Source organism: Klebsiella sp. CN_Kp075, assembly GCF_040065055.2.
Lineage (GTDB): Bacteria > Pseudomonadota > Gammaproteobacteria > Enterobacterales > Enterobacteriaceae > Klebsiella > Klebsiella aerogenes.
In genome coordinates this window covers 4,705,487-4,730,880 of sequence record NZ_CM198050.1, presented here as the reverse complement: position 1 = coordinate 4,730,880, position 25,394 = coordinate 4,705,487, and the positions used below count along the sequence as shown (strand labels likewise).

Genomic DNA, 25,394 nt, shown 5'->3' with positions numbered 1-25,394 from the left:
AGACAAGAGCATATCTTCCCCCTACAAGGTAGGTTACTGGAGTCTTCTATGTCACAGGAACAATATCTCACACTCAATAAAGCGTCGGGGCCGAATAGCGACGCCCCGGCAACGCCGTTTGTTAAGATCGTTGCGTTGATTGCGACCTTAGGCGGTTTACTCTTTGGCTACGACACCGGGGTGATTTCCGGCGCCCTGCTGTTTATGGGTAAGGAACTGCACCTTACGCCGTTTACCACTGGGCTGGTGACCAGCTCGCTGCTGTTCGGCGCCGCATTCGGCGCACTGCTTTCTGGCCATCTGGCCAGCGCCGCAGGCAGAAAGAAAATCATCCTCTGGCTGGCGGTGATCTTCGCGATCGGCGCGGTGGGTACTGCCCTCGCGCCGGACGTCAACTGGATGATTTTCTTCCGCCTGGTTCTCGGCGTAGCGGTTGGCGGCGCGGCGGCAACGGTGCCGGTATATATCGCTGAGATGGCGCCCGCCAACAAACGCGGGCAACTGGTCACGCTGCAGGAACTGATGATCGTCTCCGGTCAACTGCTGGCCTATATCTCTAACGCCACCTTCCATGAGCTGTGGGGCGGAGAAAGCACCTGGCGCTGGATGCTGGCGGTGGCGACGCTGCCTGCCGTGCTGCTGTGGTTTGGCATGATGTTTATGCCGGATACCCCGCGCTGGTACGCGATGAAAGGCCGACTGGCGGAAGCGCGCCGGGTGCTGGAGCGTACGCGGCGTAAAGATGATGTCGAATGGGAGCTAATGGAGATTACGGAAACTCTCGACGAGCAGCGCAATCTCGGTAAGCCAAAAATTCGTGAAATCATGACTCCGTGGCTGTTTAAGCTGTTCATGATCGGTATCGGCGTGGCGGTTATTCAGCAGCTTACCGGCGTCAATACCATTATGTACTATGCGCCGACGGTGCTGACCTCGGTCGGTATGACCGATAACGCCGCGCTGTTCGCCACCATTGCCAACGGCGTGGTTTCGGTACTGATGACCTTTGTCGGCATCTGGATGCTGGGGAAGATAGGCCGTCGCCCGATGACCATGATCGGCCAGTTCGGCTGTACCGCCTGCCTGGTGTTTATCGGCGCGGTGAGCTACCTGCTGCCGGAAACGGTCAATGGTCAGCCGGATGCGCTGCGCGCCTATATGGTACTGGCGGGAATGCTGCTGTTCCTGAGCTTCCAGCAGGGGGCGCTGTCGCCGGTGACCTGGCTGCTGTTGTCGGAAATTTTCCCAACCCGGATGCGCGGGATGTTTATGGGCGGGGCGGTGTTCTCAATGTGGATTGCCAACTTCCTGATCTCGCTGTTCTTCCCGATGCTACTGTCGTGGGTCGGCCTGTCCGGAACCTTCTTTATCTTTGCGGCAATCGGCATCTTCGGCGCGATCTTCGTGATCAAATGCGTGCCGGAAACGCGCAACCGCAGCCTTGAGCAGATCGAGCACTACCTGCGCGAGAAGCTGGATACCAGCCCGGCGGGAAAAGCCTACGCGCGTAAATCCTGGGCTTCGTCGCAGGCGGATAAAATCTAAGGCTTCGCAAAATCTCCCCGGCGCATCCTGCGCTGGGGGCGGTTGGTCACCCGGCCTGGGCGTTTACGCCGTAAGCCGGGCGCCCCGCAACAGACCTGTGCTACTTCACTTCTCCCAGCGCGGTCTTATCAACATAAGGTTTCATTAGCGCGTCAGCTTCCTTCTGTGCCGCCTGTACCGCGGCTTCCGGCGTTACTTTGGCATCGTTGACCACCGCCGCCAGCTGGTTCTCCATCGCCTTACGCACGGCGACGGTCTCCCAGGTGGAGTACCACGGATGCGCGTACTTCAGCTGTTCAAGGGCGATCGCCGCCCGCGGATCCTGCTGCAGATATGCTTTCATCTCCGGCGTATCGTAAGAAGCCTTGCGCGGCGAGAAGTAGCCGGTAAAGCGGCTCCACGCCCCGTTCACCTGCGGGCTCACCAGATAAGTCAGGAACTGGTAGGCTGCTTTCTTCTGCGCGTCGTTGATGCCTTTAAAGCTTACCAGGCTGGCGCCGCCGATCGGCACCGCGCGCTGCTCCTTGGCTGGTAGCATGGCGACGCCGAGTTCAAAATCTTTACTGTTCTCGCGCATAAAGCCCAGCGCGCCGGTGCTGAGCATCGCCATGCCAAGTTTGCCGGAGAAGAATGAAGCGCTGATCTGCTTCGAATTCAGTACCCCGGAAGGCATCACTTTGTCTTTGTAGATCAGACCCTGCCAGAAGCGCAGAGCGCCGATAGCGGTCGGCGAGTTGTAATAAACCTCACCCGGATAGTCTTCATTGAAATATTTACCGCCGTTGGCCCGCACAAGCGCCGAGAAGATCCAGCCGCCGTAGTCGTCGTTGGTCGACGGCAGCATGATCCCCCACTGGCCTTTGCTCTCATCGGTCAGCTTTTTGGCATCAGACAGCAGCTCGGCCCAGGTCTGCGGTGGTTGCGTGATCCCGGCCCGATCGAACAGCGTCTTGTTGTAGTAGAGTATCGGCGTCGAGTTATGGAACGGGATCGCATAGGTGGTGCCCATCACCTGGGCGTTCTTATGCATCGCGGGCCAGAATTCCTTTTGCAGAAAATCGCCAGCCTTTTGATCGCCATATTTAAACAGTTCGTCCATCGGCAGGATCTCATCCTTCAGCGCCAGATCGGTAGTGAAGTTGGCGGACATGATCACCAGCGCCGGCGGTTGTCCGGCCTTCTGTGCGGATTCGGCTTTGATCTTGGTGGTGTCATAGTTGCCGGTGAAGATGCCGCGTACTTCGACATCCTGCTGCGAGTCGTTGAACGCTTTAATAACGCGGGTCATCTCCATCGTCAGCTTGCCGTCTACCGGAGCCGGGAACATGAAGTCTATTTTCTCTTTCGCCAGCGCCGCGCCGCTCAGGGCGAGGCTGAGCCCAACCGTCAGGGCGGTGAGGGGGTTAAACATGGTCTGTCTCCATCAGTAAATTATGCTGGGTCTCAGCATGAAAAAGATGCACATCGGCAGGCGAGAAGCCGAGGATCAGCGATTCGCCTTTTTCAGGTACCGTGCCGCGGTGGCGGCGGCTAAAGCGCAGGGTGCCGATCGGCGTGCTGACGTGGAGCAGATAATCGGCTCCCATCAGTTCTCGTTGCAGGACGGTGCCCGGCAGGCGCAGATGGCCTTGCTCCACGCGGTCGGTAATATGTTCCGGGCGAATGCCCAGCCAGACGCGGGTCTGGCTGCGGTGGCGCGGCGGTAGCGGATGGCGTAGTTCGCCAAGCTGAACGTTGCCGTCAACGCAGGGAAGTGATAGCAGGTTCATCGCTGGCGAACCGATAAATCCGGCCACGAACAGATTGGCCGGGTTGGCATACAGATATTCTGGCCGTCCTACCTGCTGCACGTGGCCGCCGTTCATCACCACGATGCGGTCGGCCATCGACATGGCCTCGGTCTGATCGTGGGTGACGTAGACGGTACTGGTTTTCAACTGCTGGTGGAGGTCCATAATGCTGTCACGGACTTCGCTGCGCAGGCGGGCGTCGAGGTTGGACAGCGGTTCATCCATTAAGAACAGCCGCGGATTACGCACGATCGCCCGCGCCATCGCTACCCGCTGCCGTTGGCCGCCGGAGAGCTTAGCCGGTTTGCGATCGAGCAGCGCCTCCAGCTGCAGCATCTGCGCGACTTTATCTACCCGCGGCTGCCAGCCGCTTTTCTCTTCCTTGCGTACCTTCATGCCGAAGGTGATGTTGTCGCGCACAGAGAGATGTGGAAACAGCGCATAGTTCTGGAAGATCATCGCAAAATTGCGTTCGCGCGGCGTGGTGTCGGTGATGTTCTCATCATGCAGCCAGATTTCGCCTTCGCTGACCTGATCCAACCCGGCAAGCAGGCGCAGTAGGGTGCTTTTACCACAGCCCGACGGGCCGACCAGCACCACAAATTCGCCTTCGTGGATATCAAGCGACAGCGCGCTGAGCGCTGGTTTACCGTCGAAATGTTTACTGATGTTTTGCAGACTGAGCATGGCGGTTAGCGCTCTTCCGTTGGACAACTAATGTTTTCGTCGTACAGCCACGGCCCGGCGTAGTGGGCCAGCGAGTGCTGGTAGCTCACCCATTGCTCGCCGACCTGGCGGTGCATCAGGCACGAAGCCGGCGAGAGATCGTAATACGGGCGAGTGTCTTCGTGGCAGTACGGTACCTGATGGACGGTGCCGGGGAGGGTGGAGATCAGCGCCTGGCGATACTGGGTCATGGTCAGGCTATGGTTATGGCCGCAGAAGATGCGCGTCAGCGACGGGAAACGCTCTACCAGCGCCAGCAGACGGTGGCCGTTTTCGCAGGCAATCGGGTCCATCTGCGCATTGCCCAGCGGCAGCGGCGGGTGGTGCATAAACACCGTTGCCGGTTTGTCGCCGCCCTCGAACAGCTGTGCCTCCAGCCAGCTGATGGTCTCGTCGGTCAGCCAGCCTTTTGAAGTGCCGGCGCGGCTGGAATCGATAAACAGCAGGCGGGTAGCGAAGTCGTCAACCGCATAGCGCATATTATTGGCATCGCTGCCGAGCTGCGGGCACAGCGGCTGCAGGTACTCCAGAAACAGCGCTTTATCATCGTGGTTGCCGGGGATCGGATACAGCGGATAATTCAGGCTGCCGAGGATCTGGCGGGCGACCTGATACTCCTCCGGGCGGCCGCAGTTGACGATATCGCCGCTCACCACCACCGCATCCGGGCGTTCGCGCAGCGCGTTAAGTTGAGAAACCACATCAGCATTGGCGGCATTGACGTCGATAAAACCGTACAGCTTTTCGCCGCGGCTGCGGAAATGGGTATCGGAAATGTGCGCTAACAGCATGAATAACTCCTTATTTGATCCCGGAGAAGCCGAAGCTTCGCAGGAACTGTTTCTGGAAAAGGATGAACGCCAGCATCAGCGGCAGGCAGACCATCAGCGTTCCGGCGCCGATGGTGCCCCACTGGCCGCCGGATTCAGCGCCCATGGCGAAAGAGACCAGCCCGACCGTCAGCACCTGCTTATCGGGATCGTTGAGCATCATCAGCGGCCACAGGTACTCGTTCCAGTGGTAGGTAATGCTGACGGTGGCGAAGGCCAGCACCGACGGCCAGGACATCGGCAGCAGTACGCGGAATAGCACCTGCCACCAGCGGCAGCCCTCCATCAGCGCCGCCTCTTCCAGCTCTTTCGGGATGGCGAGGAACGCCTGGCGCATCAGAAACACGCCAAACGCCGAGGTGAAGTAGGGCATCATTACGCCGGTCAGGGTGTTAAGCAGGCCGAAGGTTTTCAGGGTCAGCATGTTCGGCACCATCATCACCACCGGCATGATCATCAACTGGACGAGGAACAGCAGAAACAGCGTTTTCTTGCCGCGAAATTCGTGGCAGGCAAAGACGTAGCCGGCGGTGGTGATGGTGAGTAGCTGCACGAAGAAAGTGCCGAAGGTAAAGATAAGGGTGTTGGCGTACAGGCTCAGCCAGTCGGCGCTATTCCAGGCGTCGCGGAAGTTATCGAGAGTCAGCGGCAGACGGGGCAGCAATGAGGCCATATCTTCGCCGAAGGTGGTGGCGCTGAACGAGGTCGCCAGCATCCAGATAAACGGGCTCACCCATAGCAGCGCCAGGCAGCACATGATTACCGTCAGGGTAAAGGGCTGTGAGCGACGCAGGCGCAACCACAGCGGACGCGCAGCGGTGGGCGAGCGGACCATCAGCGGTGAGATTTCAGCGCTCATAGTGGGCTCCTTTTTCCAGCAATTTCAGGTTAATCAGCGAGAAGGCAAACAGCCCGGCCAGCGTCAGGAATGTGGCGGCGGAGGCTTTGCCGAGGTCGTGGGTATCCCAGGCGAGATTCTGGATGTAATAGAGCAGCACGGTCGTGGCGTTATCCGGCCCGCCGCGCGTCATCACCGCGACGTGATCAATCTGGGTAATGGAGTAAATCAGCGCGGTGGTGATAACAAAGCTCAGCGTCGGGCGCAGCAGCGGCAGCGTGACCTTAAAAAACACCTGGGTGCGGCTGGCCCCTTCCATCAGCGCTGCTTCCCGCGTTGAGGCCGGAATGCTCTGCAGCCCGGCGAGGAAAAACAGCATGTAGTAGCCAGCGAATTTCCACACGCCAATCAGCGCCAGCGCCAGCAGCGCGCTGTTGCTGCGCCCCAGCCAGTTGTTGTTCTGAGGGCCAAATAGCTTCGCCAGATAGTGATCGAGCAGGCCGAGGCCGGGCATAAAAATAAACAGCCACAGCGCGGCGGCGCTGACCATCGGGATAATCATCGGGAAGAAAAAGGCGGTGCGCAGCCAGCGGTTGACGCGGTGATTCTCGCTCAGCGCCACCGCCAGCAGCAGAGCGAGCGTCACGCCGGGTACCACCGTCAGCAGGATATAGAGCAGATTATTGACCAGCGATTGCCAGAAAACGCCGTCGGCAAACAGGCGGGCGAAGTTATCCAGTCCGACGTACTGCGCGCCGTCGCTGGCCATGCGGGTATCAAACAGGCTGTCATAGACCGAACGGCCAAGCGGAAACCAGGTAAACAGCAGTAAAAACAACAGGGAAGGCGACAGTATCAGCCAGGGGAGCCAGCGCTTATTCATGGTGACGGGCGTCTCGTTCAGGCGTTTATGGAAGCCCGGATTGTGGGAAGCGATGACTACAGGGGAATGGCGGGGAGATGACGGTTTGATGAAGCAAGGAGAAAAGCGCCGGGCGCATGGGACGCCCGGCGGTAAATACCAATCAGAAGTCGGCTTTTAGTACCGCGCGATAGCGGGCTTTGCCTTCGCGCACGTGCTTCAGGGCTTCGTTAATTTGCGACATCGGGAACAGTTCGGTGGTTGGCGCCACTTTGCTACGCCCGGCGAATTTCATCAGCTTACGCAGTTCGGACGGGTTACCTGTCGCCGAGCCGGAGATGCTGCGGTCGCCGCCGATCAGGGTAAAGGCCGGAACCGGGAATGGCTTCATTACCGCGCCGACGGTGTGGAAGTTGCCGCCGTAGGCCAGCGCCTGGAAGTACGGCTGCCAGTCAAGGTCCACCGCCACGGTGTTGATGATCAGATCGAACTGACCGGCCAGCGCGGTTAACGCCTGCGGATCGCGGCTGTTCACCACGCGGTCGGCCCCCATTGCCAGCACTTCCTGCTCTTTCGCCGGGTTGGAACTGAAAGCGGTCACTTCCGCCCCCATCGCCCGCAGCAGTTTAATCGCGATATGGCCGAGGCCGCCGATACCAATCACGCCGACGCGGCTGGTGGCGGTCACGTGGTGGGTCAGCAGCGGTTTGAAGACGGTGATGCCGCCGCACAGCATCGGGCCGGCGGAAGCCAGATCGATGCTCTCCGGCAGCGGGATCACCCATTGCCAGTCGGCGCGCAGCTTATCGGCGAAGCCGCCGCGGTTCATAATGGTCGGCACAGAGCCTTCCAGGCAGTTGATCTGATTGCCGCTGATACAGGCGTCGCAGTGGCCGCAACTGCGCGCCGTCCAGCCGATCCCGACCTTCTGACCAATCTTCAGCCCTTTATCCCGTGCCGCGCTGCCCAGCGCCGCCACCCGACCAATAACCTCGTGACCGGCGACCAGTGGGTAGCTCGACATGCCCCATTCGTTATCGATCATCGACAGGTCCGAATGACAAATCCCGCAGTACTCCACCTCGACTTCAACATCTTCCGGCAACAGTTCGCCGGCATCGTACTCCCACAGCGACAGATCGGCGCCCGCTTCTTTGGCGGCGTAACTTTTAATGATGCTCATGTTTGTTTCCTTGGGGTTGGCGTAGTAACGAAGAAAGTGTAGAGCATGGCAACAGGCGTCGCTTGACATTAGGAGGGGTGGATAACCGGGCGGACCAGCCGCCCGGGAGACGGTCAGCGGCTGGCAAGCGGCCACTGATTGAGGCGGATACCGCGCTGCGGCGCGCTCTCGGCAAAATCATCCAGCACCGCCTGCACATCCGGGTCAAGGTAGCCGACGTTATCGTGCTCGACGATCACCACGCTCTTTTCCGGAATTTTCGCCAGCAGCGCCAGCAGATGCGGATTGTGTAAAAAGGTCAGGTTCTGCTGGATGCGCAGCACGTAGTGATCGTCGTAGCGCGCCAGCTGCAGCGAATGGCGATGGCTACGCCAGATGCTGAACGCCACCTGGGTGGCGAGGCCAATGCCGATCCCCGCCAGCATGCCGAAGCCGATAATTCCGCCAATGGTGGCAAGGAAGGGGACGTACTGTGCGGCGCCCTGGCGGAACTGTTCAATGAACAGCCGCGGCGTCGCCAGCTTATAGCCGGTATACAGCAGCACGGCAGCGAGGCTGGCGAGAGGGATTAACGTCAGCAGGCCACTAAACCACAGTCCGCAGATCAGTAGCAGTACGCCGTGGATAAAGATCGACAGTTTGCTCTGTGCGCCGTTGCTGACGTTGACCGAGCTGCGGACGATGACCGCGGTGATCGGCATCGCCCCGAGTACGCCGGAGAGCAGGTTGCCGACGCCCTGGGCGACCATTTCGCGGTTCGGCGAAGGCGGCGGATTTTGCGGACGCAGTTTTTTCAGCGCCTCCTGGCTGAGCAAGGTTTCGAGGCTGGCGACCAGCGCGAGGGTCAGTGCCACCACCCACACCGACGGATTACGCCACGCGCTCCACGCAGGAGACTCCAGCTCGCCCAGCAGATCGCCGAGGCTGCCGAACTCCGGCAGGGTAATGCGCGGCAGGGAGGCAAGCTGCTGCGGTGCGGCCTGGGTCATTAATACGGTGGTGGCACAACCGAGCAGGACAGCGATCAGCGGGCCGGGGATCCAGCGCAGGCTCGTCACCCGGCGGATAAGCGGCGAACCCCACAGCCATAGCACCAGCAGGCCGCCCAGGGCGACGGCGATAGCGCTGAGGGAGAAGGTGGCGTTACCCTGTACGATATCGGCGAGCCCGGTCTCTTCTGCGCTGCCAAGCGCGACGGGGATCTGCTGCATAATCAGCAGGATGCCGATCGCCGCAAGCATACCTTTGATGACGCTGGCGGGAACCAGCGAAATAAAGCGCCCGGCCCGCAGGATGCCGAACAGCAGCTGCAGCACGCCGGCCAGCACCAGCGCCATCAGGAAGATGGAGAAGGAACCCAGGGATTCGATGGCGGCGACGACGATGGTGACCAGTCCGGCGGCGGGGCCGCTGACGGCGAAGCGGGAAGGGCTGAGGGCGGTGACGACCAGGCCGCCGATGATACCGGTCAGCAGACCGACAAAGGGCGGTAAGCCGCTGGCCTGGGCGATGCCGAGGCACAGCGGCAGGGCGACAAGGAAGACGACAATGCCTGCGAGAGAGTCCTGACGAAGAGTATTCATGGGGCATGCTCCTGAGGTGAGAGGTGTTCGACGAGAGTGGTCAGATGGCCGGATGCCAGATCGTAGACGCAGCCGTGCAGGCTGAGCGGCCGTCCGCTGGCGAGCAGCGTCTGTACGGGGTCACAGTCAAGCAGGCGGCTGAACTGGGCGCGAACGTTGGCCTCCACCAGGGCATTGAGCGCCGCGGCCGCATCGGCGTCAGGGTCAGTGAGCGTCAGAGTAGCGATATCACCCTGCAGGGTATCGCGCAGCGAGCCGATGCGGCGGGCCAGCGCCGAGGACTCGTGGGCCAGCGGCATCTCCGGCAACGACAGCGCCGCCTGCACGCCGCCGCAGCCGTAGTGGCCGCAGAGCACCACCCGTTCGACCTCGAGATAGTGGAGGGCATATTGCAATACGCTCATAAAGTTGTCGTCGGCGGGGTCAATCATGTTAGCGATATTACGGTGGACGAAGAGTTCGCCGGGATGGCTGCCGGTGAGCACTTCGGCGGGAACGCGGCTATCGGAGCAGCCAATCCACAGCGAATGTGGCCGCTGCCCGGCTACCAGTTTTTCAAAATATTCCGGGTCATGCTGGCACTTCTGCAGCGCCCAGCTGCGGTTACGCGCCAGTAAAGGTTTTAAGGTAGTCACAGTCTTTCTCCTGAGTAAATTCACCGAGTGAAGATGTCCATCGAGACTCGTACAGCGACTAGTAAAAATAGTATTTACTGGAACTTTCACGCCTGAGGAAAATCCTGGAATAAAGAGCGAAAACAAAACTTTTCATTAATGTAAAGTTATAAAAATATTGACGTAATTAATAAATGCTTAAGGATTGCGGTAATAAGAAAAAGCGATAGGGTAGTTTTTTATGGAATATATAAATTAATTACTTTAATTATTCTGGAATCTTATATTGAGTGTTTGAGGAAGCGTAAATGCTTATGGTTGGCGGCGATAAAACGTTGGCGCGATGAGGGTGTAATGTGAGATGGATTTGAGAAAAGTTGGGGCGAGATTGGTGATGTGTTGTTCGTAGGGGCAGGGAAGTGAAGGCCAGGAAGCCGGTTTGCTGCGCATTGATGACTGAAAAATGTGACGCCGCACCGCTCGTTTGTGGGATTGCGCTGTTTTTTTCAACACTTAGCACGACTGATGCACGCTGTCGCTTGCATGGCGGCTATCGACAGGTATAATCCAAAACGTTTTCCGTATCCCTTCAGTGCCGAAGTGGCGAAATCGGTAGACGCAGTTGATTCAAAATCAACCGTAGAAATACGTGCCGGTTCGAGTCCGGCCTTCGGCACCAAGTGATGCAATAATTAGCTGCCTAAGGGTGGCTTTTTTTGTGTCCATTTCCGTCCGAATTCGTCCATATCCGTCTGTAATTCAAAGATAATTTATTTTTCAGTAATAACCATTTTTATTTTGTGGTCTTTCCATGTTGGTCATTTTTCATCCATTGACATCCACACGATTTGGGGGCCAAATTGGGGGCTTAGACGTAGTTCGATAATAGTGAGGCCCCCAAATGGCATTAACAGATCGCGCTATAGTCCACGCCAAGCCTTGTGGCAAGCCGTATAAGCTCAGTGACTCGCATGGACTTTACCTGCTGGTTAACCCTAACGGTTCAAAACGCTGGTACATCAAGTACCGCTTTGTAAACAAAGAGAAAAAGCTCGCTTTAGGCCCTTATCCGCTTTTGACGCTTGCACAGGCAAGACGCATGCGTGAAGAGGCCCAATTACTGCTGATTTCCGGCATCGATCCGAGCGCACACCGAAAGGCTGAACGCCTTGCTATAACGCCGGAACACACGTTTGAGTCTGTGGCTCGCGAATGGGTCACCAGTAACGTGAACTGGTCGGCGGAACATAAGAAGCGGGTGCTGCGTTATTTCGAGCTTTACGTCTTTCCCACGAACGGCAGTTTCGACATCACCAAAATGAAGGTCAAAGATCTGCTGGTGCCCATCAAGGAGGTGGAGAAAGCGGGCAAACTGGATGTTGCTTCCCGGCTTCAGCAGCGCACTGCCTGCGTGATGCGCTATGCCGTCCAGAACGGCATTATCGATCATAATCCTGCATCAGATTTAACCGGTGCGGTCTCCACGCCCAAAGTACGTCACCACCCGGCGTTGGATCTGAATCTTATTCCTGATTTCCTGGAAAGAATCGACGATTACAAAGGCCGTCAACTGACTCAACTGGCGGTAAAGCTGGCGCTGCTGCTGTTTATCCGCTCCAGCGAACTGCGCTTTGCCCGCTGGGATGAAATTGACCTGCGTAACGCCATGTGGACAATCCCCTCCGAGCGTGAGCCGATCCCCGGCGTTAAATATTCAGTGCGTGGGGCGAAGATGCACTCCCCACACCTGGTCCCATTGTCACGTCAGGCCATCGAACTGGTGGAGTCAGGCCTGTGGGCAGCGACGCGGTAGAGCGCCAGATGAGCCATCAGGAGCGTAAGCGCGCGCGGGCGGCGTATATCCACAAGGCGCAGCATCTCGAAGAACGTCGGGAGATGATGCAGTCGTGGGCGGATTATCTGGATGCAAACCGGTTCAGGCATGTTGTGCCGTATGGCTTCAAAAAGTCGCCAGGAGGCGCACTCGATCATATGAGTTTCCAGGAGCGCAATGACCGGCAACTGGAGGAGCTGAAAGCCAGAATACTCGCTGACTCGGATTGGCTGACAGCGTCTGAATTATCGGCAAAAGCGGGTTTCCGTTCTGCCGATCCTGAGGCAGGCCCGAAAAACTGGAAAGCCGCCGGGATACTTACAGTTTAACCCCGGGTAGTAGTTGAAACAGTAAAAAAACGTCCCTGTTTCAGGGCTAATTAACCGCTAAATTCTGGCCATAGAGGAGATTTGGGGGATTTAACTGAATTAGAAATTAATAAATCATTATTTATAGGTGGAAGGCGTTTTATATTCCTGCATCATATCTCTGATACAGGAACAGTTACCGTAAATGGCTATAAATTATTAGTAAACAGAATGTCTATCTTTCACCTGCATGGCGGTACTTATGAATAGGCTCACCTGTTTGGGCGTGCACAGCTAGAACAGGGTAGACAAAGGGGCCGTGGCTGCTGGCGTCAGTAGCTTGTGCATATTCATCATCTGTTTTCGGCAGATTGTTTTCAGGGCATAAATAAAAAATCATTGGTGCACGAATGCTGAATTCAGATGGTTCAAGTATGTAATCCCGCTTAATTACCTCTTGTTGCGCTTTGTTTAGTGTTGGATTGGCGATAAAACGCACGGGGATTACGACCTCCCACGCGGAATCTTTGCGCGGAGGGGGGGGGGCAGGAATAATCAGTTCCGGTAAGTCCAGAAATCGCGCCAAAACAAAGTCCTTAAACGCCGAACTACCCCAGTCATAGGCTCGCACATGCTGGCGCCCGTTAACAGTGATAATTACCGTTGGGCTTAGTGTACGGGATATGCCTTCCGGGTTTTCCATTGACGCATAAGTCACTTTTACTTGTCCCTTCTGTTCGATTGCTGACAAAAAAATTGCCAGCGTGCGGCTATGTACTGCGCGATGGATGAGCGGAATTTCCTGCGCGTGGGCCGCTTGTGGCGGTTGAAATTCTACCGTCGCACGCCAGACCAGATCGTTGTCTCCAAGCAAAACAGGCGAAAACGTCATACTGGGGAAATACCCTTTTCGGCCGGCTCCCTTCTCAATAGCGTTGCCTGGAGCGACCTCCATATAGGTTCTTACATCAGTACGAGCTTGTTGCGCCGAGACGCCAAACTCTTCAGCAATCATGCGCGAAGTGACTTTTCGTTCCCACAGTAGCTGGCGCTCAATATAGCGCAAGCGCAACCATTGTGCGTGGCTGAGGGGGGATTTGTGTTTATCAAGAAACATTGAGTAGTACATATCAGTTTTATTCTTATTTGCAGGTTAATCAATTGCGGTTTGATATACGGACTAAGTATAGAAGGCGAATGTCATCAAAACAAATAACATTGTTACTAAAGAAAATTAAGCAAAGTTTCTTTGCTTAATTGGGCGGGGAGTACTATAGTGACTTCCGTCTCGGAGGGAGAATGTTATGTCACTAGGGTTTTTGGAGCAGGCTCGTAATGAATCTATGGCACGCCGCGAGCTGACGATTCAATCTCACGCGTTGCTTGTAGTGCGGACGCTGGATTCAATATACAGCGCCCTACAGCGCAATCCGTTTGATGGCTTCAAGCTTGATGCACTGGCGGCAATTATGTATCTCTTTGACGCCATGCTTTATTATGCTGACCGCGAGCGCCAGCCAGGTATGACGCGTAAAGAAGCGGAGCTATGTCTGGTTGGGCACCTCAATGAAGCCTATCCAGGGCAAGACGCGTCCGACTACGCGCAAGTTGCCAGCAAGATTTTTGCGGCGATCAAAGACCCTTTCCGTCTCAGTTATTACGACTTCTCGCAACGAACGCATTCCGAAGAGCAGATAGTCCGTCTGGTACGCTATGATCAGCTATCCGGCTCAGATGATATTCTCTGGTCGCTGACTGATGAAGGAATGCTTTTCTATACCCTCCGTTTGGATGAAACGCCGATAGAACGAGCTGCGATTCTGGCCTGGCGCACGCTTAAAACCATCCGTCGCGGTGAGATCGACAAGGCAGTACACCAGATCCAATCAACGCAGCGGCAACTGGAGCAATATCTCATTGGGATGCGGATGAAAGTACGCGCTGCCCAGTCTGGTGATTTGAGCGCATCTTATGCACACGATATCCGTCCCGTACTCAATGATTCCTTTGATAAAACCCGAGAGGTTTTGGAACATATCCAGAACTCAATGTCGGCCATTACCGAAATGCTGGTTGAAGGAAGTTCGAAATTAAATCCCGACAAATTAAATAAGCTACGTAAGGCACAAGAGATTTTTGCTGAGGTCTGCGCTTTTACGCAGCGCTATCAAGACTGCTTACTTGATGTTAACAAAGATTTTGAGCGTGCTCGTCTGAAACTCATTATTCCCAGAGATAATACCCTTTTCCGGGAAACGCTGGAAAAAGGTGTACTCAAGCCCTTACTGTCTCATTCCCCTGACACTGTCGAAAAGGAAATCGATGGCCTCACCGCACGCCTGTTGGCTCCCCGAAGACAGGATGATGATCGGCACATTCTGTTTGACCCTGAAGCGCTGCTGAACCTCTATCTCGATAGATTTGAACAGGCGCTTCCACATGAGATACGGGACCCCACCGAGCAGCCTGTAGCTATTGAAACCAACCTGCGAAATATCCCTGAATCCGTCATTAAAAAATGCAGCGATTGGGTTAGTGACCGATTGAAGAATTGGGGGCATGTGAGCTTTAGAGATGTTTTCGACGCCTATGAGTGCGAAGAATTATCCGAACAAGAACAACAGGTTTGTTTACTTCATATTGGCAGCCTGGCAGCTAACAGCGATCCCGCAATAGAAGTAGAGATAGACGACGCTATCGAAACAACGCTCTGGCGGGCTGACAATATCAAACTGTTAACGGTCGCTCCCTTACACCCCTTTGAGGAGTAGTTATGTACGACAACACGCATCACCAAGCTAAACGCTACGCCGAGATTGCCACGCAGGTAATTATGAATTCACTGGGATATAAAATGGGGGACGAGCTGATTCAACGTGCGCTTGATCTGCAAGGTGATGCCCTGTTCGCAGAGATTATCCGTGGCGTCGCGACAGGTATGAAATTGCGGTATCTCGGGATTCATGAGACCTACGGGGTATTACTGGCTGCAGATGGACGAGGTCCGTTTTCCCCATCTTTGGGTTGGCTGAACAAACGCTTGCTACCTGAAACAATGGCTGAGCAACAGGGTAAGGAACGGAAAGAACAGCGCCTGTTTGCAGGCTTAACACTGATTGCGTTGTTGGCTGATTTGTTTCCAACTCCAGACACCGTTCGTGTCGAGTTCGGTCAGAGTAACGCCATTAATGCCGCCTCGGTGGTAGCCAGGCTCAATAATGTTGCCGACCAGGTGATTGCCCAGCGCAAGGCCGAGGGTGACGATACCGTAGATGGCCTACTTATTACGGCCAGGTTTGTGCAGGAAGAACGTATTCCCCGTATTCACGACGAAAAGGTAGGGCGTGTCTCGAGTATTCGCTCGCAAACTGAAATGGCAACGCGCTGGATACAACTGCTGCAGGAGGAAGGCTTTCTGGCCGAAGACAGCAGTCTGTCGGGAGAGTCCGACTGGTATCCGACCCAAAAACTCAAACATTATCTGCGCCATACTGGCATTGAAGAGACGGTGCGTTTTGTCATGAGTATCAGCCCACCCGTAGAAGAACGGTCGTCCGTTTTAGCTGAAAGCGATATTGCAGCATTAGCTGATACCCTGGGGTTTCCTTCGCTCAATGAACGTCCAGTTACAACTGGAACCACAGAAACGCAACGCTTGACGGAGATTTAAGCATGTGGCTGATTAAACGGGTTTATATGGATGGCGCTGGCCATGAAGAAGCTTTCTACAAGGACCTCACACTTGACTATATTGGCCTGTCTCAAGCGGTCGGTAGCCCTGTTGTTGAAGGCCTGCGCTCGCCCGTCAGAAATGCGAAGGTGGTGACTAGTACTTATCAGCAGCTTGTAAATGGGGGCGGTAAGTCAACCTACATCGCGCTGCTGTTATCGATTTTTGAGCCGTCCGTTAGTGACTTCACCCAATATCTGGCAAATCATCGCCAGAGTGAATACCACTACCGCAATTACTTCTATAAAGAACTCTCTGTTGTTTTGGTTGAGATGGTCAATGAATCAGGACAAACGTTATTACTGGGACATGCTCATCAGCGTAATGGAGATGATGTTGACCGCACACTGTTTATTTGTGATGCGCCCGACTCCCTGATGGGCGCGCCGTTTGATGAAGTCCCTTCTTATTCCCGCGCGGAACGCAATTCTGAGCTGCGCCCCTATGCCAATAGCCTGCGCAGTTTTGATAGCTGGCTTAATCTCAAGGCCGATAGTGAAGGCGGCATGCATTGGCGTAAAACCACCAGACAGAACGAGTGGCGCGCATTTTTACTGGAACAACAAATTAACGTTGATCTTATTAAAACAATGGTGACCTTCAACTCCGAAGAAGGTGGCCTGACCCGTTTTATCGAATACAAAACTGAACATGATTTCCTTGGCGCGTTTTTCGCCTGCACCATGTCTAAAGATGCGGCTGAGCGGCTGCGGGAACTGGTAGCGCATGAAGTTGAACGTCAGGGAGAGTTAGAGGGGATCCGTCGTAACGAGTCCTTCCTGAAGGATGTACTGGCTAACTGGCTGGCGTTTCTTGATCCGGCTAAACAGCTGGAAAGCATCCAGGCGCAGCAGCAACTGCTGGATGATGGCTTCCGGGAAGCAATGCGCGATCTCGCAGCCTTTGTCGGGGATGTTCAGGTTGAACAGACGCAGCTTGAAGATAACATGGAGAGTTTGCAAACGCATATTTTCCAGACGATGTCTCTGCGTGAGCAGTTAGGTAAGCGCAGAGCACTGCTTGAATATGATCTTGCGCAGCATCAGTTCGACAAACAAAAAGCGATAGTCGATGCGCTTCAAGACGAAGCCGATATCAATCAGCGCCAGATTGAGATTACTCACGCTGCTATAGACTACAAAGCCTATGCTAAGGCCCTGAATGAGTATCGTCAGGCAGATGAAGATCTGAAGGTATTCCGAAGTGAAACGGAAAGGCCGCTACAGGTTATTTTCGAGCGTACTGCAGGCGAAGCCTTAGGCACATTAGAGTGGGCAATCGACAGACATCGCCAGCAGGAGGCTACGCTTGAGGAAGAATTAGGGCAGATGGATAGGGAAAGTAATACCCTTAAACAATCATACGACGAACTACAAAAGATGCTGGGTGGCCTGGAGGCGGATCGTGAGAGATATAAAAGAGACAAACAGCAGGGCGAATCGCAACGGGGCCAACTATGTGAAGCTGGGTTGATCCAGAAGGATGAAACACCAGTAGCAGCCCAATACCGACTGGAATTAACCTTACGCGATGCACAGCAGAGTGAAGAGCTGGCTAATACAATTCTTCATCAGAAAGAGCAGGCGTTGGAAGCACAGCTGAATGTTGTGCGGGAGGCATCAATTGAGAAAAGTGAGGCCCAGCAAAAACTCATTCTGGCTGAACAAAAACACCAGTCAGCTGTGGATAGTGCTTTAGTTTTAGCAAAAACCTATCAAAAACTGCCAACGTCAATGCAACATGATCTAGATATTGAAGACACGAGTTGGCACAGCGAGCTGTGTGGATTGCAGCTCGACAAGGTATTGAATGCGAACTCTCACACGCTGAATGGAATGAAAGAGCGTTTACTGCAAGCCCGGCACGAACTGGACGAGTTAAGGATGACGGGACATGAACTGGTCGCAAAGCAGGTCAATGAGGCACTTGAAGCGTTTTATGCGGCGGGTATTGCACGGGATAAGCTCTGGACATTTCCACACTATTTGGCCTCTGTTTACAACGATGATGCACAAAAGATTGCAGCGGTGATCGATCAAAACCCTGGCCGCTACCTGAGCCTGGTCGCACTCGACAATGTAACGTTTGAACAGGTCCATAAAATTAGTGAGATCTTGCCCTGGAAGAAGGCACCTATTGCTATTTACCTACTGGATGAAGCACAAGATCTCCGCCGAGAAACGTCTGAATTAGTACAGGTCGTCCTCTCAAACCACGATAAGCACGGATATAGCCAGGCCGCTTACGAAGCCCGGCTGCAAGACCTGGAGAATATCGTAGCGTCGCAGGAAGTCAGTGTGAAGGCGGCGAAGAGCGCATTCAAAGTACTGGAATCTTTCAGGAATGAATGGCGTCTACATTATGAACAGTATGGTAAGCATTGGGCGGGACTGCTTGACCAACGGGAGCAGGCTCTCTTAATACTGGAAAATGCTGATGCAGTACTTAAGCAAGCTGAGCATGATGAGCAAACACTGCGTGACGAGAAGACAGATGCCCAGCTGAGGTTAAACAACGCCCAACAGCAGAAAATTCGGGCAGAAAAAGCACATGATAAACTGAGTCTTTTTGTAGAAACAGAATGGGCGAAGCGTGAAACGGCGATAATGAAACTGGAGCAGTTAGCTGCACAGATTCAACGAAGCAAGGACACTATTTGCACCCAGAAAGAGAGACTGGAAAGGCTGAACGAAATCGAGAAGAACAAGCTCTCCGAGAAAACCCTTTTAAATATCCAAATGGGCAACTGGAGTAATCTGTGTAACGAGCCGTTCTATTCAGAGATTACGGCGACTGAAGGTATGGCCGGACGAAGCCCCGAAGATGCCCATGAGATGGCAGCTCAGGCGCACAAAAAATTGCTCGAAGCAGCCAACGGTGATCAAGTGACCGCTCTCAAGCAACAACTGAAAGATGCTGAACAGGCACAACGTTCTGCCTCTGAGCGTTTGACTGCTCAACCCACCTACAATACATATCCGGACGAGGTAAAAGCGGCGGCCATCAATGAGCTAACGGTCATTAATAACCGCATCGTACGCCTGAAGGAACAGCAAAAGCAATTCACGCAAAATCTAATTAATTCTCAGGTAACTCTGAAAAAATTTTCTCAAAGCTGTGAGGAGGCTAGTAAAGCAATTGACGAGGATTTTGTCTGGGAAGAGAAGCCCATTGAGATAGAGACAATCCAAACGTCTCTGGCTGAAATCGTCAACAGCCTCCATGAAATTGAATACAAGCTAAAACTTCAACTGGAGCAAAAGAAGCTGCAGTTGCAAAAGATGGAAAATGTGAAAGAACGGCTACAGAACGCCAAAACAGCTCAAGCGATGATCCAGCACATTACGTCGAGCTCTGCCGCGGGTTTACCTGGCAGGATCCTGAACATTACAGAATATGCTCAGGATCTGGCGACACAATGCCAAATGTATGCCGGTCTAAATGAAACACTAAAACAGCAAAATATACGCGTCTCTACGGTCTGGGGAAAATTCCGCAAACGGATCGAAGAAGAGTTGGCCAAGGATCCAAACGCCCGAGCCAGTCAGGAATACTTACGGCAGTTGGACTCAATCGCAACTTATCATGAAGTGCTGGGCGATTTGGACAGGGTCGGTACAGGGATCACGCAGGTATTCGAAGCTGTGCAGGATAGCCTGGAACAATTCCAGCGTTCGATTGATCTGACTGTCACCCATCTGACTGCTCATCTGGAGGGGGCTATTAAACTTCTCAAGCGCGCGATGTCGGTCAAAATTCCTGAGGATTGCCCCGTACTGCCTGGCCGGCCCATTATCAAAATGACCGACCGGCTGAATGATGTTGCCGCTGATCTCAGGGGTTTTGCCAGCAGCCGCTTGCAGCAGTGGATAGCCAAGGGACAGATACCCCGAGCGCCCAATCGGGACGCCTTGACAGCTGATTTGGTTCAGTCGGTATTTGGCGAAGGGGAGCTGGAGGTGCGTTTGCTGAAGACGAATGCCAGCCGTCCACAATGGACTCCTGTCACCCGACTTGAAGGTTCGGGTGGACAGCGCCTTACGTCTGCCTTTTTACTGTTTGTGACGGTTGGTAAAGTACGAGAGTACGATACGGGTATTTCAAGTGCAGGATTCTTGTTAGCCGATAACCCTCTGGGTAAATCGAATGCCGATGATCTAATGCGAATTCAAACCCAAATGGCCAAAGCCTATAAAATCCAGCTCATCTACCTGACTGGTATTTCGGATGAAAACGCCCAATCAATGTTTGATAACCATCTCTTCCTGAATAAAGTTCAAAAACTGAGGCGGCGCGATTTGGTCACCGTTGATAAAGAACGCCATGCCCTGTGGGCAGCTTCTCTGGCTGCTAAGCCACAGTTCGATCCCGTCATTTAAGGCTGATATGAGATGAGTAGCGTAATGATCTGGCTATCCCGACTGGAGTCGACAGCCAATAAACATCGTCTTGCCGCTGGTAAGGCCGCCCGTACAGTGAAAGCTAATGCGGTGCTGGATGAGGTATTACGCGCACACAATCAAGAGGCCTTGAGCCAGGAGGCGCCTGATTTGCTGAGCCAGGCTGTTACTCTATTGCTTGAGAGGGACTGGCGGGCTCAGCCTAAGCACAAAGCGAGTTGGCAGCGCTACTGGCGGGGTATGAGCCTGCCAAGTGCTTTTGTTTACGAAGGTGCCATCGTTCCTACGAAGACAACATCAGAAATAGCCTGGCATCCTTGGTTGGCCCGACGTATTACAGGACAACTGACCCAGCCAATCAAGGCACGCTTACAACAGCTGAATACATATCTTTTTCGCCAAACCGAGGGCGACAAGTCACTATTCCCGGGCTTGCTTGGGCATCGTGAGCGGTCTCTGCTTATATTTGGTGACGAAAAAGCGCTGGACTCCTTGCCACCTGATGGCTGGAAGCATGTCGCTCTGACTTTGGCTGATATGGGCGCGGTTCGATGTGCACCGCCTTTACCTTATGAGTCATCATGTTGCCATGATCTTCCGGCTATCATTGTTGAAAACTCCGATGTGTATTATCGACTATGTCAACTTAATCGAGTTCAGACTCGCTGGTCACTGGTCATTTACGGCGCAGGTAACAAAGTGTCCGGCCAGGCGGAGTGCGTGTCACAACTCCTTGAGGTCGAACAGGTAAAACAGCTACTTTATTTTGGCGATCTGGATGTAGCGGGCTTAAAAATCGCCCATCAGTTGCAGTGTAAGCTGCTTAGTGATTACGGTATCAGCTTGCATTTGGATGAATGGCTTTATAATGAACTGATCTTAAATGGTCTAATGACGCCAGAAGGGAACGCCAACAACGAACGGTTTGATTTTGAATTGCAGTGTAGGTGGATGCCACAGTTTGTTTTACGAGAAATGAAGACTCTTCTGGCGATCCATCGGCGTCTACCCCAAGAAGGCGTGGCTTCTTTAGGTTTAGTCATATAGTTCGAATCCTAACGTGTTTGATTGGTGAAAATGGTATGCCCGTATTTGCCTACTACTTCGCTAATGATTTTTTCGAGATCCGCGGTAAAGCATCCATGGATTATGTTATTGAGTCATATACTCACTTCAACGCGCTGATTGATATGGTGAACTGAACTTCGTCATATCGATTTCATACCATATTACAAACTCGTATAGTTAAATCGCATAAATATCAACGAGTTAATTCTTTTTGTTGCGCCGTATTGATGGGGGAAACTCCGCAAGTCAATCAATAACATATTATTATGGTTATTACGCTGTTGCGCGTAGAAATATGATGCGGTGGTATGCGATTTAAATCGGTGAGTTGGGGAAGGTAGAAAGTATGGGTCAGTGATGGAGGGAACGTTTGGGTGGGTTTTACAAATGACCACCCAGCGGTAAAGATGACTATTTATTATCATTATTCAGTGAGTTTTTTATAGTGATATATTTCATTGCAGCCAATAAGTAGGAGGCTTTGAATGTCACATCCTGATAGTCTTTAGCAGCCAAGCTTTCATTTTCTTCAAACCGCTCAACAAATGCTGCGACTTCTTTGGGGCCAATACGGCTGGTATTATCTTTTCCATTTCGAACAAATAGTTTTTGTTCTTCAACATAGAGAGTAAAAGGTACATTCCTTGACTCGGTGAAAAGCTCAACTGGTTGGGAAAAAGACTCCAACATCAAATGGTAAAAATCTTTATAAATCATGATTGCTGCTCCCTTGCTGTTTTAACGCTCAATAAACACATGGTTATTTGTTTAGCTGCTATGAGACTGTTACAGCCTTTTCACAGGGAAAACAGGGGAAAGAACCTTGCCAATCACCTTTCACTAATCTACCCGATTCAAGATCAAAGGGCACACACCATAAAGATAAATGTTCATCGAAACGAAACACCGGTAGCGGTACATCAAAGTACAGGTGATGTGGATAAATAAGCATCATATTTCCTTTCCCATGAATATACTTTTGTCCATAGGCGAACATCTGATACAGATCCGACTGGCTGATTTCATACTTCCTCAGACTGTCATCGGCTCTGCTATCTAATAGTTTCCATTTAGCATCAAGAACCAACGTCTGCCCGCCGGTTATAATAAAATCTGGCTTAAGCATGAACCATCGTTGAGATGACTTTTCACCAACAGGAACATGCTCTAACAAGTGCTGGCTCCTGGTCTGTCTTATGAGCTGATAATCGTGATGTAACGCACCAGCCAGGCCGTAGCCAACCCATCCCTCATATAACTTCTCCATAGGGAACAGCAGGGAAATACCCTGATGTGACCCATGTTGAAAATCTGGATTCATCTGTTCAAGAATGAGCTGGCACCACGGCTTTATAGCGCGATAGCCGAGGAGATATTTGCCGTCACTCCATTGCCTCATTGGTTGCGTTGTGCTGCCACAAATTGGGGCTATGTCATCCAGTTGATGGCTTAAAGAATTTGCCTGCCTCCAGTTTTGCCCTTGCCTGGTCATTTTAAGCGCCCAATCCAAAGCTGTCCGTAGCAGACGGTTCTCGATGCGCTGAGGGGAGAACTCGGCATAACGCACATGAAAATGAGTGCCTCTGCCCGGAGGCATTCTCATTTGCGCAGTGACATTCAGTTGACCACGGATAAACGCGCTATGTTCGTCCTCGATGAGGTGATAATCGAAACGCAGTCCTTTACGCACTAAATCAGCAAGATGCCGCAAGAACTCACTTATTATCCATTCATGTAGAGGCTGGTCACTATATTGCAATGCCGCCTGGTTCGCCTCACGGGGCGTAATACTTAAAGAAACGCTTAGCATTCGGCGCAAAAGCTGACGTAGAGGGACTACCTCAGTTGGCGCTTCAAATGTGGTTTTTGGCAGAATTTCAATTGACTCGCCATTCGGGGATTGTAGATAACCGACATAGCTTCCCAAACGCAAAAACCGCTTCCCTTCTCGGCTGAGAATGTGAGAAGTTCCACTCCACGTTTGTTGTAATTGCTCAAGCCAGGAAAACGTTGCCTCAGAGACAATCCCCAAATCCATACTGGCTGGTTGAGATTTATCACAGGTAAGCAGGGCATATTCCCGGACCTGGATCATCATGCGACAATACCCTGATAAGCTTCTGCCGACGCGAAAGCTTGTTCATTGATACGAAAACGCCTATCAGACAAACTATCAGCAATATCTTTCGGGAATAGTGCAGAAAAAGATGGCAGTTGTGCTGACTGTTGCAACAGGATAAAACGATATTCTTTCGCTTTCACCGAATCATTAAGCACCCATCCAATGCGTTCATAATCATCAAAGAAATACTCTCTCAGTAATGGAATGATTTTGTTCTGAAAGATGCTGGCAAGACAGGTTTCGCGGTCGGCGGAATTTTCTAATCTCATTAGCGGCATAAAGTAAGCATGGCCAATCATATGCTCACTATCTAGCAGCGCTTCGATACGCTGATTAATACGCGTTAGCAACAGTGCGGCATCAACGCCAAACGCAGTGACCCCGGCGAGCAACTCCGGTTGTGCAGGCATTTCGGTAAAGCTAAAGCGGCGTCTTAACGCCAGATCCATTTGAACTAACGACTTATCAGCCGTATTCATAGTGCCAATCACATAGACATTCCTGGGCACGGAAAACAGCTGTTTAGAATACGGTAACACTAAGGTACGGGCATCTTCGGCACCCGATCGTTTATCGGGTTCCAACAGAGTAATTAATTCACCGAAGATGCGGGCAATATTACCACGATTTATTTCATCGATGATGAGTACGTGCGGCAATGCTTGATTGTCAGTTGTTTCAACCGGAGCAAGTAGTTGTGACAGTTTTTCCCGATCAATTGAGGTGTCCCTCAACTCATACAGTGTCATCTGTGAAAGTGCTTTTAAAAACAGCTGTTCTTTCGGTAAGCTCGGCGAGTAGGTTCGTAGCCAGTTGACCTTACGCATTTGATGATAGCCTACGCGTTCATCATTGGGCAGATATTGATAATCGCCAGCGATCTCGGCAATGGCCCTAAATTTATGATTACCGTCGGAAATAATAACTAAATCACCATTTTTCATGATGTTTTTAAACATATTAACCGCAGTCAGCATGTATTCGCTTCGCTCAACCAGGCTATCACTCGCTCCATCTATGCGCAATCGGACATCAGCCGCTGTCGTGCAGTCACTAAAATCAAGATTATCTCCCCAACCTAATAGAATATAATTATTCGCAAGGCATTCATCGAAAATATAATCTTCACCGTCAAGCGTATTTCCAAGAGACATTTTCCAAATCCGTCTCCCATTCAAGGACAATGACTGGGTTGAACTACCACGCGTTTTAACTTCAGCATTCAGGCACAGCTGTTTAAAAATACCATCGACCACTTCGTAGCGAAGCGTGCCCGATTTTTCATCAGTAGTCGCGCGGATCCCTTCGATAAAGTCTTCATAGGAGAAGCTCTGGTGGAAGGTGGTAAACATAATGCGCTGCTTTTCTACCAACGCCCTATAGCGTTCTTTTACCAATTCCCGTAAGTCATTACCATGATGTTCCCGTGTAGCCTGTTGGTACCAGGTATCATCGGCAATTTTGACCGCCATTTCAGTGGTACTGTAGGTTTTACCCGTGCCGGGTGGCCCGAAGAGAATCTGGTTTAAGGGATACATGAACGATTGCTCCTTGTTTTCGTTGTCTCTTTTTAGTCCCGGTTGGGGAGTTATAGATGGTTGGCCTCCCAGCAAAGCTACCAGCGCCTGTAACGCTTCAATTGATTCAACATCTGCCGCAAAACCATATTGGGACGTACCATTATCTTTCGGGTAACGGCGGTAGCTGGTGCTTTTTACTTTTTCCCAAAGGCAGTGGATACCCGCAATGCGATCAATTTCCGCTTTTAAGGTAAGGGTTTCTGGTGCAAGAACCAATGGGCTCTCGTTAACTACGCCGTCCCGACCGCGTTTGACATACAGATACTTTCCATTCCCGAGCGGATGTTCAGAAGCATAGCTTGGCTCGAAGTTTCCAGCCTCAAGCCGGTAACCCAATTCATTCAATGCCTGGTATATCTCGAAAGAATTCAGCATTCCTAC

Annotated in this window: 17 protein-coding genes, 1 tRNA gene and 1 pseudogene; 7 read left to right on the top strand and 12 right to left on the bottom strand. The window is 52.6% G+C overall.

Features of this window, described 5'->3' with window-relative positions; genetic code table 11:
- The first annotated feature begins 48 nt into the window (after positions 1 to 48).
- Positions 49 to 1,545, top strand: coding sequence for a sugar porter family MFS transporter (locus tag ABLV78_RS22495; RefSeq protein WP_015368530.1), 1,497 nt, complete (start codon positions 49 to 51; stop codon positions 1,543 to 1,545).
- A gap of 100 nt (positions 1,546 to 1,645) precedes the next feature.
- On the opposite strand, the gene ABLV78_RS22490 is transcribed toward ABLV78_RS22495, so the two are convergent.
- The 8 genes from ABLV78_RS22490 to ABLV78_RS22455 all read right to left on the bottom strand — a co-directional run bounded on the left by ABLV78_RS22490 (position 1,646) and on the right by ABLV78_RS22455 (position 9,992).
- Positions 1,646 to 2,956, bottom strand: coding sequence for an ABC transporter substrate-binding protein (locus ABLV78_RS22490; RefSeq protein ID WP_047046181.1), 1,311 nt, complete (start codon positions 2,954 to 2,956; stop codon positions 1,646 to 1,648).
- Positions 2,949 to 4,022: an ABC transporter ATP-binding protein gene (locus ABLV78_RS22485; protein WP_042894203.1), complete on the bottom strand. Its 1,074-nt coding sequence runs from the start codon at positions 4,020 to 4,022 to the stop codon at positions 2,949 to 2,951. The genes ABLV78_RS22490 and ABLV78_RS22485 overlap by 8 nt, the downstream gene beginning before the upstream one ends.
- Before the next feature lie 5 nt (positions 4,023 to 4,027).
- Positions 4,028 to 4,852 (bottom strand): glycerophosphodiester phosphodiesterase GpdQ, encoded by an 825-nt coding sequence (gene gpdQ / locus ABLV78_RS22480; protein WP_042894202.1) that lies wholly within the window; start codon positions 4,850 to 4,852, stop codon positions 4,028 to 4,030.
- A gap of 10 nt (positions 4,853 to 4,862) precedes the next feature.
- Positions 4,863 to 5,750 carry a carbohydrate ABC transporter permease gene (locus tag ABLV78_RS22475; RefSeq protein WP_047046177.1) on the bottom strand — a complete coding sequence of 296 codons (888 nt, stop codon included), beginning with the start codon at positions 5,748 to 5,750 and terminating at the stop codon, positions 4,863 to 4,865.
- Positions 5,740 to 6,612 (bottom strand): carbohydrate ABC transporter permease, encoded by an 873-nt coding sequence (locus tag ABLV78_RS22470; protein WP_015368525.1) that lies wholly within the window; start codon positions 6,610 to 6,612, stop codon positions 5,740 to 5,742. Before ABLV78_RS22470 ends, ABLV78_RS22475 begins: the two co-directional genes overlap by 11 nt.
- A 142-nt stretch (positions 6,613 to 6,754) precedes the next feature.
- Positions 6,755 to 7,774, bottom strand: a complete 1,020-nt coding sequence (gene ahr, locus ABLV78_RS22465) for an NADPH-dependent aldehyde reductase Ahr (protein WP_015368523.1) — start codon at positions 7,772 to 7,774, stop codon at positions 6,755 to 6,757.
- 113 nt (positions 7,775 to 7,887) lie between these two features.
- The gene (locus ABLV78_RS22460) at positions 7,888 to 9,357 is read right to left on the bottom strand and encodes a SulP family inorganic anion transporter (protein ID WP_047046174.1); all 1,470 of its coding nucleotides are present in this window, start codon (positions 9,355 to 9,357) and stop codon (positions 7,888 to 7,890) included.
- The gene (locus tag ABLV78_RS22455; RefSeq protein ID WP_047046171.1) at positions 9,354 to 9,992 is read right to left on the bottom strand and encodes a carbonic anhydrase; all 639 of its coding nucleotides are present in this window, start codon (positions 9,990 to 9,992) and stop codon (positions 9,354 to 9,356) included. Before ABLV78_RS22455 ends, ABLV78_RS22460 begins: the two co-directional genes overlap by 4 nt.
- A gap of 573 nt (positions 9,993 to 10,565) precedes the next feature.
- Between ABLV78_RS22455 and ABLV78_RS22450 the strand changes: the two genes are divergently transcribed.
- A tRNA-Leu gene (locus tag ABLV78_RS22450) sits at positions 10,566 to 10,650 on the top strand.
- 222 nt (positions 10,651 to 10,872) lie between these two features.
- A pseudogene (locus tag ABLV78_RS22445) lies at positions 10,873 to 11,939 on the top strand (tyrosine-type recombinase/integrase); the annotation flags it as partial.
- Positions 11,940 to 12,348: 409 nt separating this feature from the next.
- On the opposite strand, the gene ABLV78_RS22440 reads toward ABLV78_RS22445, so the two are convergent.
- Positions 12,349 to 13,242 carry a BrxR family helix-turn-helix transcriptional regulator gene (locus tag ABLV78_RS22440; RefSeq protein WP_047046169.1) on the bottom strand — a complete coding sequence of 298 codons (894 nt, stop codon included), beginning with the start codon at positions 13,240 to 13,242 and terminating at the stop codon, positions 12,349 to 12,351.
- Between the two features lie 175 nt (positions 13,243 to 13,417).
- On the opposite strand from ABLV78_RS22440, the gene ABLV78_RS22435 reads away from it, so the two are divergent.
- Genes ABLV78_RS22435 through ABLV78_RS22420 form a run of 4 tightly spaced genes read left to right on the top strand, consistent with a single transcriptional unit; the run spans position 13,418 to position 21,290 of the window.
- On the top strand, positions 13,418 to 14,884 hold the full coding sequence (locus ABLV78_RS22435) for a hypothetical protein (RefSeq protein ID WP_047046167.1): 1,467 nt from the start codon (positions 13,418 to 13,420) through the stop codon (positions 14,882 to 14,884).
- Between the two features lie 2 nt (positions 14,885 to 14,886).
- On the top strand, positions 14,887 to 15,783 hold the full coding sequence (locus ABLV78_RS22430; RefSeq protein WP_047046164.1) for a hypothetical protein: 897 nt from the start codon (positions 14,887 to 14,889) through the stop codon (positions 15,781 to 15,783).
- A gap of 2 nt (positions 15,784 to 15,785) precedes the next feature.
- Complete coding sequence (locus ABLV78_RS22425) at positions 15,786 to 20,222, top strand: coiled-coil domain-containing protein (protein ID WP_047046162.1); 4,437 nt, start codon at positions 15,786 to 15,788, stop codon at positions 20,220 to 20,222.
- Between the two features lie 24 nt (positions 20,223 to 20,246).
- Positions 20,247 to 21,290 (top strand): Wadjet anti-phage system protein JetD domain-containing protein, encoded by a 1,044-nt coding sequence (locus tag ABLV78_RS22420; RefSeq protein ID WP_047046159.1) that lies wholly within the window; start codon positions 20,247 to 20,249, stop codon positions 21,288 to 21,290.
- A 432-nt stretch (positions 21,291 to 21,722) separates the two neighbouring features.
- On the opposite strand, the gene ABLV78_RS22415 is transcribed toward ABLV78_RS22420, so the two are convergent.
- The 3 genes from ABLV78_RS22415 to ABLV78_RS22405 are packed head-to-tail and all read right to left on the bottom strand — an operon-like array spanning position 21,723 to position 25,388.
- Positions 21,723 to 22,028 carry a hypothetical protein gene (locus ABLV78_RS22415; RefSeq protein WP_047046156.1) on the bottom strand — a complete coding sequence of 102 codons (306 nt, stop codon included), beginning with the start codon at positions 22,026 to 22,028 and terminating at the stop codon, positions 21,723 to 21,725.
- A gap of 58 nt (positions 22,029 to 22,086) precedes the next feature.
- Positions 22,087 to 23,409, bottom strand: coding sequence for an McrC family protein (locus tag ABLV78_RS22410; protein ID WP_047046152.1), 1,323 nt, complete (start codon positions 23,407 to 23,409; stop codon positions 22,087 to 22,089).
- Complete coding sequence (locus ABLV78_RS22405; protein WP_047046149.1) at positions 23,406 to 25,388, bottom strand: DUF8426 domain-containing protein; 1,983 nt, start codon at positions 25,386 to 25,388, stop codon at positions 23,406 to 23,408. Before ABLV78_RS22405 ends, ABLV78_RS22410 begins: the two co-directional genes overlap by 4 nt.
- Positions 25,389 to 25,394: the final 6 nt, after the last annotated feature.